Source organism: Mesorhizobium sp. J428 (assembly GCF_024699925.1).
Lineage (GTDB): Bacteria > Pseudomonadota > Alphaproteobacteria > Rhizobiales > Rhizobiaceae > Mesorhizobium_A.
In genome coordinates this window covers 5,226,870-5,243,664 of record NZ_JAJOMX010000001.1, presented here as the reverse complement: position 1 = coordinate 5,243,664, position 16,795 = coordinate 5,226,870, and the positions used below count along the sequence as shown (strand labels likewise).

The 16,795-nt window shown below is 66.6% G+C and carries 15 protein-coding genes and 1 tRNA gene; 3 read left to right on the top strand and 13 right to left on the bottom strand.

All coding sequences use genetic code 11. The features are described from left to right. Positions 1 to 84: 84 nt before the first annotated feature. The 3 genes from LRS09_RS26450 to LRS09_RS26440 all read right to left on the bottom strand — a co-directional run bounded on the left by LRS09_RS26450 (position 85) and on the right by LRS09_RS26440 (position 2,050). The gene (locus LRS09_RS26450) at positions 85 to 576 is read right to left on the bottom strand and encodes an NUDIX hydrolase (RefSeq protein ID WP_257810029.1); all 492 of its coding nucleotides are present in this window, start codon (positions 574 to 576) and stop codon (positions 85 to 87) included. Between the two features lie 118 nt (positions 577 to 694). Continuing rightward, positions 695 to 1,195: a xanthine phosphoribosyltransferase gene (gpt, locus tag LRS09_RS26445; RefSeq protein WP_257810028.1), complete on the bottom strand. Its 501-nt coding sequence runs from the start codon at positions 1,193 to 1,195 to the stop codon at positions 695 to 697. A gap of 114 nt (positions 1,196 to 1,309) precedes the next feature. Beyond that, a complete protein-coding gene (locus tag LRS09_RS26440) occupies positions 1,310 to 2,050 on the bottom strand; it encodes a competence/damage-inducible protein A (protein WP_257810027.1) in 741 nt (246 codons plus the stop codon). Between the two features lie 184 nt (positions 2,051 to 2,234). Here LRS09_RS26440 and wrbA point away from each other — a divergent pair, with 184 nt between their 5' ends. Together wrbA and LRS09_RS26430 are read left to right on the top strand one after the other, a co-directional pair. Beyond that, positions 2,235 to 2,834 (top strand): NAD(P)H:quinone oxidoreductase, encoded by a 600-nt coding sequence (gene wrbA / locus LRS09_RS26435; protein WP_257810026.1) that lies wholly within the window; start codon positions 2,235 to 2,237, stop codon positions 2,832 to 2,834. 298 nt (positions 2,835 to 3,132) lie between these two features. Then, positions 3,133 to 4,098: an alpha/beta fold hydrolase gene (locus LRS09_RS26430; RefSeq protein WP_257810025.1), complete on the top strand. Its 966-nt coding sequence runs from the start codon at positions 3,133 to 3,135 to the stop codon at positions 4,096 to 4,098. Between the two features lies 1 nt (position 4,099). On the opposite strand, the gene LRS09_RS26425 is transcribed toward LRS09_RS26430, so the two are convergent. The 8 genes from LRS09_RS26425 to LRS09_RS26390 all read right to left on the bottom strand — a co-directional run bounded on the left by LRS09_RS26425 (position 4,100) and on the right by LRS09_RS26390 (position 12,116). Next, positions 4,100 to 4,185, bottom strand: a tRNA-Leu gene (locus LRS09_RS26425). Between the two features lie 127 nt (positions 4,186 to 4,312). Beyond that, complete coding sequence (gene xth, locus LRS09_RS26420) at positions 4,313 to 5,089, bottom strand: exodeoxyribonuclease III (RefSeq protein WP_257810024.1); 777 nt, start codon at positions 5,087 to 5,089, stop codon at positions 4,313 to 4,315. 55 nt (positions 5,090 to 5,144) lie between these two features. Then, a complete protein-coding gene (locus LRS09_RS26415) occupies positions 5,145 to 5,729 on the bottom strand; it encodes a hypothetical protein (RefSeq protein WP_257810023.1) in 585 nt (194 codons plus the stop codon). Continuing rightward, complete coding sequence (locus LRS09_RS26410) at positions 5,726 to 7,234, bottom strand: tripartite tricarboxylate transporter permease (RefSeq protein WP_257810021.1); 1,509 nt, start codon at positions 7,232 to 7,234, stop codon at positions 5,726 to 5,728. Before LRS09_RS26410 ends, LRS09_RS26415 begins: the two co-directional genes overlap by 4 nt. 11 nt (positions 7,235 to 7,245) lie before the next feature. Further along, positions 7,246 to 7,707 (bottom strand): tripartite tricarboxylate transporter TctB family protein, encoded by a 462-nt coding sequence (locus LRS09_RS26405; protein WP_257810020.1) that lies wholly within the window; start codon positions 7,705 to 7,707, stop codon positions 7,246 to 7,248. A 19-nt stretch (positions 7,708 to 7,726) separates the two neighbouring features. Then, positions 7,727 to 8,752 (bottom strand): tripartite tricarboxylate transporter substrate-binding protein, encoded by a 1,026-nt coding sequence (locus LRS09_RS26400; protein WP_257810019.1) that lies wholly within the window; start codon positions 8,750 to 8,752, stop codon positions 7,727 to 7,729. 233 nt (positions 8,753 to 8,985) lie between these two features. Further along, the gene (locus tag LRS09_RS26395) at positions 8,986 to 10,320 is read right to left on the bottom strand and encodes a sigma-54 dependent transcriptional regulator (protein ID WP_257810018.1); all 1,335 of its coding nucleotides are present in this window, start codon (positions 10,318 to 10,320) and stop codon (positions 8,986 to 8,988) included. Continuing rightward, positions 10,317 to 12,116, bottom strand: coding sequence for a sensor histidine kinase (locus tag LRS09_RS26390; protein ID WP_257810017.1), 1,800 nt, complete (start codon positions 12,114 to 12,116; stop codon positions 10,317 to 10,319). Before LRS09_RS26390 ends, LRS09_RS26395 begins: the two co-directional genes overlap by 4 nt. Positions 12,117 to 12,287: 171 nt before the next feature. Here LRS09_RS26390 and ade point away from each other — a divergent pair, with 171 nt between their 5' ends. Continuing rightward, positions 12,288 to 14,093 (top strand): adenine deaminase, encoded by a 1,806-nt coding sequence (ade, locus tag LRS09_RS26385; RefSeq protein WP_257810016.1) that lies wholly within the window; start codon positions 12,288 to 12,290, stop codon positions 14,091 to 14,093. A 25-nt stretch (positions 14,094 to 14,118) separates the two neighbouring features. Here ade and LRS09_RS26380 read toward each other — a convergent pair whose 3' ends face one another. Beyond that, positions 14,119 to 15,276 (bottom strand): alpha/beta hydrolase, encoded by a 1,158-nt coding sequence (locus LRS09_RS26380; RefSeq protein ID WP_308240369.1) that lies wholly within the window; start codon positions 15,274 to 15,276, stop codon positions 14,119 to 14,121. Positions 15,277 to 15,364: 88 nt separating this feature from the next. Further along, complete coding sequence (locus LRS09_RS26375; RefSeq protein WP_374684939.1) at positions 15,365 to 16,756, bottom strand: TrkH family potassium uptake protein; 1,392 nt, start codon at positions 16,754 to 16,756, stop codon at positions 15,365 to 15,367. Between the last annotated feature and the right edge of the window lie 39 nt (positions 16,757 to 16,795).

Genomic DNA, 16,795 nt, shown 5'->3' with positions numbered 1-16,795 from the left:
GATGTCGAAGATCCGGCCGGCGACAGGAAGCGCGATAGGGCAGATCACCCCGAGGGGCAACCTCTGCCGTTCCGTGTCACGGCGTCAGGCTGCGATTTGTCGTGGATTGGCGCCGAAGCGCTGGATCAACTCACCGAGATCCGGCTCGGCGACGAGCCTTGCGGCATCCGCGGCGCGAAACCACCGCCGCTTGCGTTTCTTCATCTCTGGCCACTTGTCGGCAAGCGAGTCGACCTCAAGCGGGAAGACATGCACCTCGCAATGCCATTCGAGGCCCGAATTCAGCACCTTGTCGTAGTAGAACGTGCCGGCCTCGCGCTCCGAAACGCCGCCTGACAGACCGGCTTCCTCGGCCGCTTCGCGCGCGGCCGCTTCGCATAGCTTCTCGGACGACTCCGGCCAGCCCTTCGGCAGGACCCAGCGGCCGGTGCCCCGGCTCGTCACCAGCAGGATCTCGACGTCGCCGCCGGACAGCCGCCAGGGAAGAGCGGCGACCTGGACCCGGCACGGCATGCCGCCAAAGAACTGGCGGGCGCGTTCCAAAAGTCTCCTGCGGGTCGAATAAGAAATCAACATTCCGGTGCTTCGATGGTCGCCTTCTTGTTTGCCAGCTTACGAAACATACAGATAGTGCGCTGATAATAAAGCGCAAACCCTGCGCGAAGCTTACGATTTTCGCGCCCGCGGCATGGGTTCAGCCGCGATGATCCTCTGAAATCGGCTTCTGGTATGTGAAGCCCATATCCCAGGGGAAGTAGATCCAGGTGTCCTGGCTGACCTCCGTTATATAGGTATCGACCATCGGTTTTCCCTTCGGCTTGGCGTAGACGGCGGCGAAATGCGCCTTGGGCAGCATCGCGCGCACCACAGCGGCGGTCTTGCCGGTGTCGGTCAGGTCGTCGACGATCAGAACGTTCTCGCCGTCATTCTCGGTGAGCGAGGACGTAATCTCCTTCAGAACGTTCAGTTCTCCCTGCGAGGTGTAGTCGTGGTACGAGGCCACCGAGACGGTCTCGATGACGCGGATGCCGAGCTCGCGCGAGATGATGGCGGCGGGCACCAGGCCGCCGCGCGTGATGCAGACGATCGCCTTCCACTGGCCGCCATTGATGCCGGCAAGCCGCCAGGCAAGCGCGCGGGCGTCGCGATGGAACTGGTCCCACGAGACCGGGAAGGCTTTTTCGGGCAGGGACATGGGACGCACTCCGCTTGGCTTGAAGCTCAGGAATGCAGCCGGGATTAGCGGGAACTTTCCGAGATCTCGCAAGGGTTTGCGCGTCGCATCCACCGGGAATCGGCAGGAAAACGCTCAGGCCGGCGCGGCGATCGCGGCGAGCATGGCCTCGACCTCGGCCTTTGCCTTGGCGAGGCTTTGCGGCGAGCGGGAACGCACGACGAGCTCGGTCCAGAACTTGCCGTCGAGATATTTCGGGTAGGAACCGATGATCGTGTCCGGATTGGCCTTCTGGATCTCGCCAAGCTGGGTGCCGATCGTGCCCTCGCCATAGGGGCAGTGAACCGTCTCGGACAGCATCACCGCGCCGCCATGCAGCGTCGGGACGACGTTGTCGAGCATCGCCTGGAAGATCGCCGGCACGCCGGCCATGACATGCACGTTGCCGATCCTGAAGCCGGGAGCCAGCGAAACGGGATTGTCGATGTGCTCGGCGCCGACGGGCATGCGCGCCATGCGCTTGCGTGCGTCGGTATATTCGAAGCCGCGGGCGGCGTAGCTCTCCTCGAGCATTTTATACGCCTTCGCGTCGTAGTCGCAGGGGACGCCGAAGGCTTTGGCGATCGAATCGGCCGTGATGTCGTCATGCGTCGGGCCGATGCCGCCGGTGGTGAAGACGTAGGTGTATTTCGCCCGCAGCGCGTTGACCGCCGCGGCGATCTCGTCCTCCTCGTCGGGGACGATGCGGACCTCTTTCAGGTCGATGCCGATGGCGGTCATCACGTCGGCGAGGTGGCCGATGTTTTTGTCCTTGGTGCGGCCGGAGAGGATCTCGTCCCCGATCACCATCATCGCGGCAGTCACGATTTCGCTCAACGTCGCATCCTTTCGCTCGGCCAGCGTCTCGTAGCGCCGATGCGCCCAGCCGGCAATGGGTCGCAAACGGTGAACGATCTGTCGGCGACACCGTTGTTACGCAAGGGGTGCCAAAGGGGCTAAATCACGGCGAAGCGTCGGTCCCGAGCGGCGGACGACAAGACACGAGACACAGGAGACGACGATGGCAAAGGTACTGGTGCTCTACTATTCGAGCTGGGGCCACACGGAAGCGATGGCGAAGGCCGCCGCCGAGGGCGCGAAGGAAGCAGGCGCCGCGGTGACGATCAAGCGCGTGCCGGAACTGGTTCCGGAAGCGGTGGCCAAGGCCGCCTACTACAAGCTCGACCAGGACGCGCCGATCGCCGAGCCGCTGGAACTCGACCAGTATGACGGCATCGTGCTGGCTTTCGCCACCCGTTACGGCGCGATGGCGGCGCAGATGAAGAACTTCCTCGACCAGACCGGCCCGCTCTGGGCCAAGGGCGCACTCCTGAACAAGGTCGCGACCGTGATGTCGTCGACGGCGACCCAGCACGGCGGCGCGGAGCTGTCGATCGTCCAGGCGCAGTGGTCGCTGCAGCATCACGGCATGATCATCGTGCCGCTGAGCTATGCCTATCAGGGCCAGTCGGGCAACGATGTCGTGCGCGGCGGCTCGCCCTACGGCATGACCACCACCTCCGACACGGACGGCTCGCGGCAGCCTTCGGCGCAGGAGCTGGAAGGCGCGAAGTTCCAGGGCAAGCGGCTGGCTGAGATCGCGATCAAGCTGCACGGCTGAGACTGTTTGGAAAATTCTGCTCTGGCGGCCATCTGATGGCGTTTTCTGCGCTTCCGGTGCTCACGGACCCAAATGTCCGCTGCGCTCCGGTTCTCGAAACCACCACCAGCTGACTCGCCAGAGCGAATTTCGAAACAGTCTCCGAGGTCGTGCAGACGGGCGGGGGCCCTTGTCCTGCACCTCGTGAAGCAGGCTTGAGGAACGGGCGGCTCTGGCCGCCCGTTTTCGCATTCGCGGCCTGTTTCGCGGTTGCGAAAGATGAATTACCAATGCCGCGTCCCATCCGCGGAGCGGCATCTTGACCACCATCCTTCTCTGGCTCGTCGTTCTCCTCCTGGTCGCGGTGCTGGCGGTCACGGGCTGGTATGTCTGGCAGACCCAGACGATCGCGCGCCGGGCCGAGCGGCTGGTGCCGGCGCGGGGCAAATTCGTCGAGATCGACGGCAACCGCATCCATTATGTCGAGGAAGGCGAGGGCAGGCCGATCCTGTTCGTGCACGGCTTCGGCGGCACGCTGCACCATTTCCGCCATCCGCTGTTCAGCGGGCGCATCCCCGGCTACCGGCTGATCGCGCTCGATCGGCCCGGCGCAGGCTATTCGACGCGCGCGGCGGGAGCGAGCGCTGCCCTGCCGGCGCAGGCGGCGCTGATCGCCAAGTTCATCGAGAAACTTGGGCCGGAGAAGCCGCTGGTCGTCGGCCATTCGCTGGGCGGGATGATCACGCTGACCTTGGCGCTGAACCATCCCGACAAGATCTCAGGCATCGTGCTGATCTCGGCGCTGACCAGGCCGCGCGAGGGGATCCCGCCGGAGATGGCGCCGATCTACATCACCTCGCCGCTTAAGCGCTGGCTGATCGCCAACACCGTGGCGATCCCCGCCGCGCTGAAGGTCGCGCCGGCCACGCTCGCTTATGTCTTCGGCCCGCAGGAGACGCCGCTGGACTATATGACCGAGGGCGGCGGCGAGCTCGGGCTCAGGCCCGGCCACTTCTACAACATGGTCGCCGATCTCGTCTCGGTGGGCGACGACATACCGGCGCTGGCGAAGCGCTTCGAAGAGATCGACATGCCGGCCGGCATGGTGTTCGGCACGGCGGACAAGGTGCTGGACTGGCGTGAGAACGGCGAAGCGTTCGCGCCGCGTATCAAAGGGCTCGATTTCGAGACGGTCGAGGGCATCGGCCACCACCCGCAATACTGGGCGCGCGAGCAGGTCGTCGCGCTGATCCGGCGCGTCGCGGAGAGGGCGTTCGCGGCATGAATGGTGCGGGCGGCGGGGATCGAACCCGCATAGCCAGAGGCTGAGGGATTTTAAGTCCCTTGCGTCTACCAGTTCCGCCACGCCCGCATGGCGCGGTTTTCGTCGTTGTTTGAGTGGATTGCAAGCCGCGTTGCGCAGGTTTGCGAGCGTCTGGCCGCATCCGCGCGGATTTGAGGGTCAATGTCGCTTTGCTGGCCCCAAGCGCCACGGGCTGTCACTCATCGCGCAGCTTCACCCATGCCGGCGCATGGTCGCTCGCACCGTCTTCCCCGCGGGTGTCGCGATCGACATTGGCATCGAGGAGGCGGTCGCGCAGGTTGGGGCTGAGCAGAAGATGGTCGAGGCGGAGGCCCGCGTCGCGCGGCCAGCGGTTCCGCTTGTAGTCCCAGAAGGAGTAGATGCGCTCGTCCGGATGGATCGTGCGCACGGCGTCGGTCCAGCTACGGCCGAGCAGCTTGCGGAAGGCGGCCCGGCTTTCGGGCTGGATCAGGGCGTCGTCGTCCCAGGATCTCGTCGGGTAGATGTCGATATCGGTCGGCGCGACGTTGAAGTCTCCGGCAAGCACCACCGGCGCGCCGGACTTGCGGAGTGCGGTGGCGTGCCGCTGCAGGCGCGCGAGCCAGGCGAGCTTGTAGTCGAATTTCGGGCCGGGCTGGGGATTGCCGTTGGGCGCGTAAATCGAAGCGATGATGATGCCGTTGAACGCCGCCTCGATATAGCGGGCCTGGCTGTCGGATGAGTCGCCTGGCAGAGCGTCGCGGGTGAGCACCGGCTCGCGGCCGCGGGCGAGGAGGGCGACGCCGTTCCACGTCTTCTGCCCGCGCCAGACCGCGCGGTAGCCGGCGTCCCGCAACGCGTCGGCTGGAAAGTCCGCCTGCGTCGCTTTCAGCTCCTGCAGCGCCACCACGTCGGGATGCCGTTTCGCCAGCCAAGCGAGTAGATTAGGCAGACGGCGGTTGACGTTGTTGATGTTGAAGGTCGCGATGAGCACGAGGACGAAACACGCGGGCGCGGCAAGTGTTCCGCGGCTCGTCTTTGAACCGCGGCTAGTCGCCTGGGGCAGACATCTCGACTACGTTGCGGCCGGGCAGTTCAATGGAGAATGTCTGGTCGTCTACGAGACGGGCCAGCGCCGGCCAGGCGGAGGGCGCGAGGTTGATCCAGTCGAGCCGCTTTCCGATCCGGCCGGGCGGATCGACGGTCTTCTCGGTCGCGCCGGACGGCCAGAGCTCGAACTCCTCCCACACCCTGTCCATGTAGGCGACGAAAACGCGGAAGGCGCCGAGGAAGACCTCGACCTTCACCCAGTGCGACGGGTCGGGCGAGAAGACGACGCGGCCGGCCACCTCGACGCTGGCGCGGCGGGCGGTGAAGGGCGCGGAACGGCCGGTCGACGCGGCCGGAGCGATCTCCCAGCCGCCGGTCGCCAGCCACCGCGGTTCGCCGGCGATGCGGCTGGGGAAGTCCTCTGCATACCAGGCTGCGGCGAGGGCGGGGTCGTCGCCCTCGTCGGGGTTCAGGAACTCGAATTCGAACTTGCCCTTCAGCTTGAACTGCGGCTCGTCGGAGCCCATGCGGAACCAGCCGCCGGAGAAGTAGAAAGGCGGCCAGGCAGGCGGGGTGTCGCTCATTCGTCCTCGACGAAGACCTCTTCGCGCTTCTTGCGCACGGAGGGCAGGAAGACGACGACGAGGACGAGGGCGGCCAGCAGGAGCAGGCCGGCGCTGATCGGCCGGGTGACGAAGGTCGACACGTCGCCGCGCGACAGGATCATGGCGCGGCGCAGGTTTTCCTCGAGCAGCGGGCCGAGCACGAAGCCGAGCAGGAGCGGAGCGGGCTCGCAGCGCAGCTTGAGCAGGAAATAGCCGAGCAGACCGAAGAAGGCGACGACGTAGAGGTCCCAGACGTTGGAGTTCACCGAATAGACGCCGATCGAGCAGAAGGCCATGATCGTCGGGAACAGCACGAAGTAGGGAACCTTGAGGAGCTTCACCCACAGGCCGACGAGCGGCAGGTTGAGGATGACGAGGAGCAGGTTGCCGATCCACATCGAGGCGATGAGGCCCCAGAACAGGTCGGGCTTCTCGGCGGCGACGTTAGGACCGGGCACGATTCCCTGGATGATCATCGCGCCGATCATCAGCGCCATGACCGGGTTGGCGGGGATGCCCAACGTCAGCATCGGGATGAAGGAGGTCTGCGCGCCGGCATTGTTGGCCGATTCGGGGCCGGCTACGCCGGCAAGCGCCCCCTTGCCGAATTCCTCCGGCCGGTCGGAGGCGCGCTTCTCGATCGTGTAGGAGGCGAAGGCCGCCAGCACCGCGCCGTTGCCAGGCAGGATGCCGAGCGCGGAGCCGAGCGCGGTGCCGCGCAGGATGGGGGCGACCATGCGGCGGAAGTCCTCGCGCGTCGGCATCAGGCCGGTGACCTTGGCCATCAGCACCTCGCGGGTGCGCTCGTCCTCCAGATTGCGCAGGATTTCGGCGATGCCGAACAGGCCGACGGCGATGGCGACGAAGTTCAGCTGGTCGCCGAGCTGGTTGAGGCCGAAATTGAGCCGCGGCGCGCCGGAGATGACGTCCTGGCCGACGAGGCCGAGGAGCAGGCCGAGCACCACCATGGCGATCGCCTTGACGACGGAGCCGTGGGCAAGCGCGACGGACATGATGAGGCCGACGACCATCAGCGAGCAGTATTCGGCCGCGCCGAACTTGAGCGCGATCGTCGTGAGTGGCGGAGCGAACAGGGCGATGAGCACGGTGGCGATCGTGCCGGCGACGAAGGAGCCGATGGCGGCCGTGGCGAGCGCCACGCCGGCGCGGCCCTTGCGCGCCATCTGGTAGCCGTCGATGGCCGTGACGGCGGAGGAGGATTCGCCGGGCATGTTGATGAGGATCGCCGTGGTCGAGCCGCCATACTGGGCACCGTAATAGATGCCGGCCAGCATGATGAGCGAGGAGACCGGGTCGCCGATCTGGAAGGTGATCGGCAGCAGCATGGCGATGGTGGCGGTGGCGCCGATGCCGGGCAGCACGCCGATGAGCGTGCCGAGCAGGACGCCTATCAGGCAGAAGCCGATGTTGTAGAGCGTGGACGCGGTGGCGAAACCGAGCGCGAGGTTGGAGAAGAGTTCCATCGTTGCGCCTCCTAGAACCGCAGCCAGGGGCCGAAACGCTGGAAGGGCAGGCCGAGCCCGTAGCTGAAGACGATCATCGAGAAGACCGCCAGCGCGAAGGAGAGAAGCAGCGCCATCCACCAGCTCATCCGGTAGGAGGCGAAGGAGGCGAAGAGCGACGTCACGAAGACGGCGGGCACGAAGCCGAGGCCGCGCACGGTGAGGCCGAAGATCAGCGGCGCGAGCAGAATGAAGAGCATGCCGCGCCAGGCGATCTTGCCGACCGGCTCGCCTTCGACGCGCAGCGCCGGGACGAGGATGATGACGCCGAGCAGGATCAGCAAGGCGGAGAGCACCAGCGGCAGGCCGCCGGGGCCGATCCTCAGCCAGGTGCCGAGATCGACCCCAAGCGACTGGTAGCCGAAAACAAGGCCGGCAAGGATGAAGAATGCGCCGCAAACGGCGTTCGTGCGGTCGATACCACGAGTGTCCATCGCTTTTGTCCCCGGCGGTCTACGCCGCCCCGGATGGAAGGAGGAGCGGCCGGAGCCGCTCCCGCGAAGCGTCAGTCGGCGTCTGGCCGGCGGCTTCGATGATCGGCTTCCAGCGTGCGATCTCGCTTTCGAGCTTGGCCTTGAGCGCGGCCGGCGTGGCGTCAGCCTCGGGCGAGGGCGTGGTGCCGAGTTCGGCGAACCGGGCGACGACGTTTTCGTCCTTGAGCGCAACCTGAAGCGCCTTCGACAGCTTCTCGGTGACGTCGGCGGGCGTGCCCTTCGGCGCGTAGAGGCCGTGCCAGATGCCGACCTGCATGCCGGGCAGGCCGGCCTCATCGGTGGTGGGAAGGTCGGGAAGCACGTCGAGGCGCTTGGGCGTCGTCACCGCATAGGCCTTGATGGTGCCGCCCTGGATCTGCTTGGTCGTGTTGGTGGTCTGGTCGCACATGATGTCGACCTGGCCGCCGAGCAGATCGGTCATGGCCGGGCCGGTGCCCTTGTAGGGCACGGTGACCAGCGGCGTGCCGATCGCGGTCATGAACAGCATGCCGCACAGATGCGAGGCCGCGCCGATGCCGGCGTTCGCCACCGTCACCGTGTCTTTGTTGGCCTTGGCGTATTCGACCAGGCCCTTGAGGTCGGCGGGCTCGAGATCCTTGCGGGCGACGATGGTCATCGGCACTTCGGTGACGAGGCCGACATATTCGAAGGCGCCCAGCGTGTCGTAGGCGAGCTTGCGATAGAGCGTGGCGCTGGTCGCCATGCCGATATGATGGAGCAGCAGCGTGTAGCCGTCCGGATCGGACTGCGCGACGCGGCCGGCACCCAGCGTGCCGCCGGCGCCGCCGACGTTCTCGACCACGACCTGCTGGCCGAGATCCTTCGACATCGATTCGGCGACGAGGCGCGTCACCGTGTCGGTCGGCCCGCCGGCCGCGAACGGAACCACGATGGTGATCGGGCGCTCGGGATATTCGGCGAGCGCCGAGAGCGTCGACATCGACAACATGGCTGCCGCGCCGAGCGCGGTAAGAATCTTCTGCATGATTTCCTCCCGGGTGTGCTGAAAGCCCTTCGGTGCACAGATCCTCCCGGCACCGACTATGAATAGTGCAATAGCCGACGGATCGGGCCAAGAGACAAGCCCATGTCGGCGGCGATCGACGTTTCCGCATATTTTCGGCCGGCGATGGGTGGATATCGTAACATCGCGGCTACCTCGTGGGTGAATCACCACCCAAGACGTCGAGTGGGCGGGATCGACGGAGGCCGGCTTGGCTACAGGTCAGCCTTGTACAGTCCGTATTTCTGCATTTTCTCGTAGAGAGTCTTGCGCGAGATGCCGAGCGACTCGTAGACCGGCTTGAGACTGCCGCGATGAGCGCGCAGTGCGCTCGCGATCACGCCGCGCTCGAACTCCGCCACCCGCTCGGCGAGCTTTTCCTCGCCCTGGTCGGCGATCGCCTCGCCCGCCGGCGTCGCGCCCAGACCGAGCACGTAGCGGTCGGCCGCGTTGCGCAATTCCCGCACATTGCCGGGCCAGTCGCGCCGGGCAAGAGCGGCGATGACCGACGGCGGCACCTCGGCAGCCTCGCGGCGATAGCGTCCCGCGGCCTCGGTGACGAGCTGCAGGAAGAGGGGCGGCACGTCGTCCCGCCGCGCGGCCAGCGAGGGCATGCGCAGCGTCACGACGTTGAGACGGTAGAACAGATCGGCGCGGAAGCGGCCGGCCGCGACCTCGGCCTCCAGGTCGGCCTTGCTGGTGGCCACGAAACGCACGTCGAGCTGGACGGCGTCGTTGGAGCCGAGACGGGTGACGGCGCGGTCCTGGATGACGCGCAGCAGCTTGGCCTGCAGGTCGATGGGCATGGAGCCGATCTCGTCGAGCAGCACAGTGCCGCCGCGCGCATGCTCGAACTTGCCGAAGCGGGCGCGCAACGCGCCTGGAAAGGCGCCTGCTTCATGCCCGAACAGCTCGCTCTCAATGAGCGTGTCGGGAAGGGCGGCGCAGTTGATGGCCACGAAGGGGCTGGTGGCGCGCCCGCTGAGATCGTGCAGCGCGCGCGCAGCCACTTCCTTGCCGGTGCCGGTGTCGCCGATGATCAGCACGTCGGCATCCGTCGCCGCCACGGCGCGCAGCCGGTAGCGCAGGTCGATCATGGCCTGCGTTCGCCCGGGCAGGCGCGCCTCCAGGTCGTCGCGCTTGCCGGCGGCCGCGCGCAGGAGCCGGTTTTCCAGCACCAGCCGGCGGCGGTCGGTGGCGCGCGCCGCCATGTCGGCAAGCTGCTGGGTGGTGAACGGCTTCTCCATGAAGTCGTAGGCGCCCTCGCGCATCGCCTTGACCGCGAGCTGCACGTCGCCATGCCCGGTGACGAGAATGACCGGGATGTCGGGGTCGATGTCGCGGACATGCGCCATCAGCGTCATCCCGTCCATGCCGGGCATGCGGATGTCGCTGACGAGCACGCCGTTGAAGCCCGGGCTGACGAAATCCAGCGCCCGTTCCGCCGAGGCGAAGTCGCGGACGACGAAGCCCGCCAGGTCGAGCGACTGGGCGGTGGAACGCCGCAGCTCCTCCTCGTCGTCGACGAGCAGGACGACCGGCGCGCTCATTCCGCCGCCTCGCGTACGGATGGCCTGGCCGCATCGAGTTCGATGGCGAAGACCGCGCCGCCGTCGGGATGGTTGGAGGCGGAGACCGAGCCGCCGAAATCCTTGACGATGTTGTAGGAGATCGACAGGCCGAGGCCGAGACCCTTGCCGACGCCCTTGGTCGTGAAGAACGGGTCGAAGATGCGCTCGGCGATGGCGGGCGCGACACCGGGCCCGTGATCCCTGACGCTGATCGTGACCCGGCCGCCTTTCTTCCGGGCGGTCAGCTCGATCGTCCTTTCGTCCAGGCCCTCCACCGCGTCGGCGGCGTTGGAGATGATGTTGACGAGCACCTGCTGCAACCTGATGGCGCCGCCGCGAACGGACAGGGGCACGGGGCCGAGATCGACCTTCAGCGTTGCGTCGGCCGCCTTCAGGCGCCAGGCGACGATTTCCGCTGTGTCGGCGACCACCTCGGCGAGATCGACGGAGCCGAGCTTCTCGTTCGGCTTGCGGGCGAAGTTGCGCAGGTGGCGGCTGATCGAAGCCATGCGGTCGGTCAGGGCGGAGATGCGCGTGACATTGTCCCGTGCCTCGGCGATGCGGTCGCGCTCGATCAGGATGGCGGCGTTGTCGGCATAAGTCTTCACCGCCGCCAGTGGTTGGTTGAACTCGTGGCTGAGGGCCGCCGACATCTGCCCGAGCGCGGCGAGCTTGCCCGCCTGCACCAGGTCCGACTGCGTCTTGCGCAATTGCTGTTCGGTGGCGCGGCGCTCGGCGACCTCGGTCTCGAGCTGGCGGTTGACCTGGGCGAGATCGGCGGTGCGTTCGGCGACGCGCCGTTCGAGCTCGGCCTGCGCGGTGCGCTGCAGCTCCATGCGCTCGGCAAGCCGCGCGCGCCGCTGCAGCACGATTGCGGCGAGGAGGGCGGCGAGGCCGAGCACGAGAACGGCGACGGCGATGCTGACATAGGTCTGCGCATAGGCGGAGGCGGTGTCCGTCAGCACACTCACGGTCCAGCCGGCATTCTGCATGGCGGCGGAGAGGACGAGATATTCTGTGCCCTTGCCGTTCATGTCGACGTTCATCAGCACGTGCTCGTCGAGGCTGCCGCGGCGCACCGGCAGCTCGCGCAGCGTCGCGTTGGCGTAGCGGCGCGATTCGGTCGTGCGCGCCAAGCGGTCGGGCGTGATCGGCAGCAACCCGGCATACAGCCAGTCCGGGCGGCCGGACATGAAGATGATGCCTTCAGGATCGGTGACGATGATCTCGTGGTCGCCGCCCTTCCACGACGCCTCGATGGCGTCGAGGTCGACCTTGAAGACGACCACGCCAAGGACCTCGCCATCGACGCGAACGGGGGCGGAGAAATAGTAGCCGCGCTTGAGCGACGTCGTGCCGAGGGCGAAGAACCGCCCGGCGCGGCCCGCGATCGCATCCTGAAAATAGGGGCGGTAGGAGAAGTTCTCGCCGACGAAGGACAGCGGTCCGTCATAGTTGCTGGCGGCCACCGTGTCGCCGCTGGGCACCATGACATAGATGTCGGACGACTGGAGGAGGGCGTTGATCTCCTTCAGATAGCGGTTCGCCTCGGTGCGCAGCGCCTCGTTGGCCGGGTCGGCGACCAGTGACTTGATGTCGTCCTGATCCGCGATCAGGGGCGGCAGCGCCTCGAAGCGCCGCATGTGGCCGTCGAGGGCCGCGACGGCGAGCCGGAGCGTAGTCTGGCCGCGCGCGGCCGCGTCGTCCAGATAGAAGCGGATGGCGATGCCGCTGCCGACGAGCGCGACGGCGCCCGCCATCAGCAGGGCGGCCATCGTCGCCAGAAGCCATCTTGTGCCTGTACCCCTGCGTCGTCACGCTGTCGCCTCGACATGGAGGAACTGCGAATATATCGCGCGGCATGCGGCTGACAATCGAAGTCGGCGTCTTCCCCTCTGGCGCCGCGCCGCACGGCTTGGCAAGCTCGCGCAAACAGGAGTCGCGTCATGACAACGTCTTTCCATCCGCCCAAGCCGCGCGCGCTGATGGCGCCGCTGCTGGTCGACGTCGCGACCGGGCGCAGCCATGCCGACGTGGTGGTGCGGGACGGACGATGGGTCAACGTCCACTCCGGCGAGATCATCCCCGGCACGGACCTCGCCATCATCGGCGGGCGTTTCGCCTATTGCGGGCCGGATGCGAGCCACGCGATCGGGCCGAAGACGATCGTCGTCGACGCCGCCGGCCGCTATCTGGTGCCCGGCCTGTGCGACGGGCACATGCATGTCGAGAGCGGCATGGTGACGGTGACCGAGTTCTGCCGCGCGGTCATTCCGCACGGCACGACCTCGATGTTCGTCGACCCGCACGAGATCGCCAACGTGCTGGGGCTGGAAGGGGTGCGGCTGATGCACGACGAAGCGGTGGCGATGCCGGTGAACGTCTATGTGCAGATGCCATCCTGCGTGCCCTCGGCGCCGGGGCTGGAGAACAACGGCGCGACGATCGATGAGAAGGACGTGGCCGAGGCGATGACCTGGCCGAACATCATCGGGCTCGGCGAAGTGATGAATTTCCCCGGCGTCTCGAACAACGACCGGCTGATGGTGGCGGAGATTGCCGAGACGGTGAAGGCGGGCAAGGTGGTGGGCGGGCACTATGCCTCGCCGGACCTCGGCCTTGCCTTCCACGGCTACGTCGCGGGCGGGCCGGAAGACGACCACGAAGGCACGCGGGCCGAGGATGCGATCGCGCGGGTGCGGCAGGGCATGAAGGCGATGCTGAGGCTTGGCTCGGCCTGGTACGACGTGGCGGCGCAGGTGAAGGCGGTGACCGAGGGCGGGATTGACCCGCGCAACTTCATCCTCTGCACCGACGACTGCAATGCCGGCACGCTGGTGAATGACGGCCACATGAACCGCGTGGTGCGCCATGCGATCGAGCAGGGGCTGAAGCCGGTGACGGCGATCCAGATGGCGAGCCTCAACACGGCGCAGCATTTCCGCGTCGACCGCGACCTCGGCTCGATCGCGCCGGGCAGGCTGGCCGACTTCCTGATCGTGTCGGACCTGGCGCAGCTGGTGATCGACGAGGTTTGGGGTCGGGGCGTGAAGCTGGCGGAACAGGGGAAGCTGCTGGTCGAGATCCCACCCTACGACTATCCGCAGAAGGCGAAGCAGACGGTGAAGGTCGGCGGCAGGAAGACTGCCTCCGAGTTCGATATCGCCGCACCCAAGGGTGCGAATTCGGTGAGGGTGCGCGCGATCGGCGTGGTGGAGAACCAGGCGCCGACCAAGGCGCTGGAGGTGGACCTGCCGGTCGAGAACGGGCTGGTGGCGATGGACCGCAAGGCCGACATCTGCCAGATCGCGGTGGTGGAGCGGCACCGGGCGACCGGGCAGGTGGTGAACGCCTTCGTCTCGGGCTTCCGCTATGCCAAGGACTGTGCCGTGGCATCGAGCGTGGCGCATGACAGCCACCAGATCATCGTCGTGGGCACCAACAAGGCCGACATGGCGGCCGCCGTGAACCGTCTGTCGGAGATCGGCGGCGGCGCGACGGTCTATTCCGGGGGCAAGGAACTGGCGACCGTCGAACTGCCGATCGCCGGGCTGATGTCGGACGAGCGAGCGGAGATCGTGGCGGAAAAGGCGGAGCGGCTGAAGCAGGCAATGATCGACTGCGGCTGCACGCTCAACAACGCCTTCATGCAGCATTCGCTGCTGGCGCTGGTGGTGATCCCGGAACTCAGGATCTCAGACGTCGGGCTGGTTGACGTGCGGACCTTTGAGAAGGTCGACCTGTTCGTCTGAAAGCAGCGGAGACCGGACGGCCCCCCTACTGGTTCAGCACCATGTTGAAGACCCTGAACGGCGTGGTGATGATCACTTCCGCCGCCGTGCCGACGCCGCGCGCCAGCAGGGCTGGCGCCTCGGTCGGGTCGGTCTCGCCGCCAAACTCGTCGCCCTGGCGCAGCCGCTCGCCGAGCATGGTGACGAGCGCGGGATTGTCGGCGAACTTGGTGTGGTTGTAGCTGTCGCCGGCTTTCACCTGGGTGAGGTCGACCACGACCAGACCGAGATCGGCGATCTCCTTGGCGTCGCGATACTCGCCGAGCCGCGGCTGCTGGCCGGCGATCAGGCTGGAGAAGCGCAGCGCCTTGTCGTCGTCGGACAGGAGCACGAAGAACGGCCTGTCCGGCACGCCATAGCGCCGCATCTGGCTCTTGAAGACGTCGACGTCGATGTCGGGGGACGCGAGCACCACGTCGCCGAGCCGGCCGCCGAGGTCGCGGTCGCCGGCGATCGCGAGGCTGCGCAGCGTTTCCATCGTCAGCCACGTGCCCATGGAGTGCGCGACGATATCGATGCGCTTGACGCCTGACTTCGCCAGCGAGCGCAGCAGTTCCTCCAGCGCGTCGCGGGCGGCGTTGGCGCTGTCGCGGTCGTAGACATAGTCGAGCGCCCGGCCGGCAGAGGCCCAGGTGAAGAGGATCGGAGCCCCGGTGTATCCGGAATCGTGCACGATCTGCGTCGCGCGGTAGACCGCGGCGTCGAAAGGGGTCTTGTAGCCGTGGACGAAGACCAGAACGCGGCCGCCATCACGCCGCGCCGCATCGTTCACATGACTGGAGAAGGTGGAAATCCCGTCATAGGCGGTGATCGACCGGGCGGTGAAGTAACGGGACGGGTCGGGGCTCTTACCCTTCGGCTTTTCCAGTGCACCGACCTTGTGGATCGCGGGCACGGAGATGTCGATGCGCGCAAAGGCGTGCTCCTGAGAGCGCCGGCCGTCGAACACGGTCTTCGGGTCGTCTGCCTTGTGCCGGGTGGTGGCGATGTAGATCTCGTGGGTCGCCGCCACTCCCTTCTGGGAAACGACCGGAGGATCGAAGAGCAGCGGGCGCTCAGGCGACGTGTTGCAGCCCGAGGCAAGCAGCGCCGCAACCAGGACGGCGACGGGAAACAGCCAGGAACGCGAGCCGACAGACGCCATCACCGCACCACATCCAGAAAGCTTCCCCCGTGCCCAGGGCTGGATAGCGGTACGAGCCGCCGCCGTCCAGCCGAGGATCGGACGCGGCTCACCTGCTCCAGAAGGCGGGGGAGAAGATGACGAGCACTGCGAGGATCTCGAGGCGGCCCAGCATCATCAGCGCCGACAGGATCCATTTCGCCGTGTCGGGCAGGCTGGAATAGTTGCCGACCGGGCCGATGATGTCGCCGAGGCCCGGGCCGACATTGGTCATGCAGGCGAGCGCGCCGGTGAGCGCGGTGACGATGTCGAGACCGGTGGCGGACAGGAGCACGGTGCCGATCATCCAGATGACGAAGAACGAGGCGATGAACAGCACGACCGCGCGCTGCATGTCGTCCGGCACGCTGCGGTCGCCGTAGCGGACCGGGTGGATGGTGTTGGGATAGACGAGGCGGCGCACGCCGTTGGCCAGCAGCTCGAACAGGATCAGGAAGCGGTAGGCCTTCATGCCGCCGGAGGTGGAACCGGAGCAGGCGCCGAGGAAGGTGGCTACGAAGATGCAGGCGACGGCGAACGGACCCCATTTGGTGTAGTCGTCGCTGGCGAAACCGGTCGTCGTGATGATCGACATGAAATTGAAGGTCGAGTGCGTGAGCGCATAGAAGAACGGCACGCCGGTCGAGACGCGCAGATAGATCGCGACCGCCACGGCGAACACCACCGAATAGCCGAGATAGACCTTGATCTGCGGGTCGCCGAGCGCGTCGATGCGGCCGCGGACGGCGAACAGGATCATGATCGAGAAGGGCAGGCCGCCGATGAACATGAAGAACGAGCCGGTCCACAGAATGGCGGGATTGTCGGCGTAGCGGGCGAACGAAGTGTCGTGGGTGGACAGGCCGCCGGTGGCGAGCGTCGACATGGCGTGGTTGACCGCGTCGAAGATCTGCATGCCGCCGGCGACGTAGAGCAGCGCGCAGGCGGCGACCAGGGCGGAATAGATGGCAATGAGGCTGAGCGTGAAGGTGGCGAGGCGCTCGAAGGGTCTCTCCTGGATGTCGGACGATTCGATGCGGAAATAGGTGATGCCGCCGATGTTGAGGAAGGGCAGCAGGAACAGGCCGAGGGCGATGACGCCGAGCCCGCCCATGTAGTTGAGCAGCGAGCGCCAGAGCAGCAGGCCGGGCGGGGCATTGTCGAGGCCGTTGATGACCGTACCACCCGTGGTGGTGATGCCGGAGACCGATTCGAAAATGGCGTCGGCCAGCGACAGGTCCATCGACGGCGCGGCCAGAAGCGGGATCGCGCCCGCCACCGCCATGGTGATCCAGAGCATGTTGACGAGAAGGAAGCCGAAGCGGGTGTTGGCCGGCGGCGGGCGGCCCTGCGTGGCGAGTGCGACGGCGAGCGACAGGCCGCCGAGGAAGAAGGCGCAGAAGGCGAACACCTTCCAGTCCTCGTTGCCGTAGAACAGATCGACCGCGGCCGGGATCAGCATCGCCAGCGACAGGTAGATCGCGAAGACGGCCGAGACGTG